Here is a 1,595-nt window from a genome sequence, read left to right as displayed (position 1 = left end):
GGACGCCCGATGGTCGTGCCCGGGCTGGTCTGGGCGAGGACGTCGTCCCAGGTGAGGTCGTAGTCGGCCGCGATCGCGGTGACGATCGCCTCCGCGCGGTGCGTGCGGGCCGAGCGGATGCGCGCGGTCTCGGCCACGAGCCCCGGATCCGCCGGATCGACGAGGTACGCGAGGACGTGGACGCTGGCCCAGCCGACGCGGGAGGAGAGCTCCATGCCGGGCAGCAGGTCGATGCCCGCCTCCTCGGCCGCGGCGAGCGCCTCGGCCCAACCGCCGGTCGTGTCGTGGTCGGTGAGCGCCACTCCGGCGAGCCCGGCCGCGGCCGCGGCCCGCACCAGGACGGCCGGAGCCTCGGTGCCGTCGGAGACGACGGAGTGGGTGTGGAGGTCGTAACGGCCCCCGTCGACATGCATGCGCTCATCGTAGACGCGCCGCCTGCGAGCCCTCCGATGCCCTAGTAGCCTGAGCGGCGATGGGGACGAGACTGGTGAAGACCGCGGTGGCGGTGATCGTGGCGATCGCTCTGCTGGTGGTCGCGGCGCCCGGCTTCTTCGGGATCGCCCGGGAGGCCCCCTTCGCCCAGCTGGTGCCGTTCCGGCTCGCGACGGGCGCGACGGCCGCCGGGCTCGCCGCGGTCCTGGTCGTGATCGCGGTCCTCGTCGCTCCGGTCAGGCGCCTCGCGCTGGCCCTCGCGGCGCTCGGCGTCGTCTTCGCGCTCGTGCTCGCGGGAGTGCAGGGAGCGCGGGGCTACGACTCCGCCGCTCCGCGCGCCCACCGCCTCGCCGACGTGCGCCTCGCGACCTGGAACGTGCTGCACGACGGCGTGCCCGTCGACACGATCGCCTCGCTCGCCCGGGAGAGCGCGGTCGACGGCATCGCCCTCCTCGAGGTCTCGCAGACGCACGCCCAGGACGTCGTGAACGCGCTCAGCGCCCAGGGGATGTCGATGACCCTCCACTACGCCGGGTCGGGCGCCGACGACGGGGCGGCCCTGCTGCTCTCCCCCTCGCTCGGCGGGTACAGCGTTGACACCGCCGCGGTCGTCACCGGATCGACGCCGTCCCTCGTCGCGCGCCCCGACACTCCCGAGCGCCCCGTCCTCGCCGCGGTGCACACCATGGCGCCGATCCCCTCGCGCCTCGCGGAGTGGCGGAGCGATCTGCTCTCGGTCTCCGCGCTCTGCTCCGCGGAGGAGGACGTCGTGGTCCTCGGCGATCTGAACTCCACGGTCGACCACTGGACCGGGCTGCCGGGCTCGGCCGCGCTGGGCGGCTGCCGCGACGCGGGGACCGTCGCGGGCGGCGCCGCCCTGGGCACCTGGCCGTCCTCGGTCCCGCCCGCGCTCGGCGCCCCGATCGACCACGTCCTCTTCTCCGGACGCTGGGAGGTCTCGGGCTACCAGGTCGTCGACGACCGCGACGACGCCGGGAGCGACCACCGGCCGCTGGTCGTCCAGCTCTCGGTCCGCGGGATGGTGAAGGACGCGTCCTGACGCTCCTCCCCGGACGCCGACTCCCCGTCCTCCTCCCCCGCCCGCTGAGTCGCGGAGAGCCGCTGGCAGGCGGAGAGCCGCCGGATCACCGTGACCGCTGAGG

Annotated in this window: 2 protein-coding genes; one reads left to right on the top strand and one right to left on the bottom strand. The window is 75.1% G+C overall.

The window, feature by feature from the left end:
- Positions 1-413, bottom strand: a 413-nt coding sequence (locus tag C5C27_RS17440; RefSeq protein ID WP_146079766.1) for a PHP domain-containing protein, incomplete at its 3' end; no start/stop codon positions are given.
- Between the two features lie 59 nt (positions 414-472).
- Between C5C27_RS17440 and C5C27_RS17435 the strand changes: the two genes are divergently transcribed.
- The gene (locus C5C27_RS17435; protein WP_104315032.1) at positions 473-1,492 is read left to right on the top strand and encodes an endonuclease/exonuclease/phosphatase family protein; all 1,020 of its coding nucleotides are present in this window, start codon (positions 473-475) and stop codon (positions 1,490-1,492) included.
- Positions 1,493-1,595: the final 103 nt, after the last annotated feature.

Origin of the sequence: Rathayibacter sp. AY2B7 (assembly GCF_002931635.1) — a bacterium.
GTDB lineage: Bacteria > Actinomycetota > Actinomycetes > Actinomycetales > Microbacteriaceae > Rathayibacter.
Note: the sequence above shows the minus strand (reverse complement) of the source record. Positions and strands in the feature narration are given on the sequence as shown.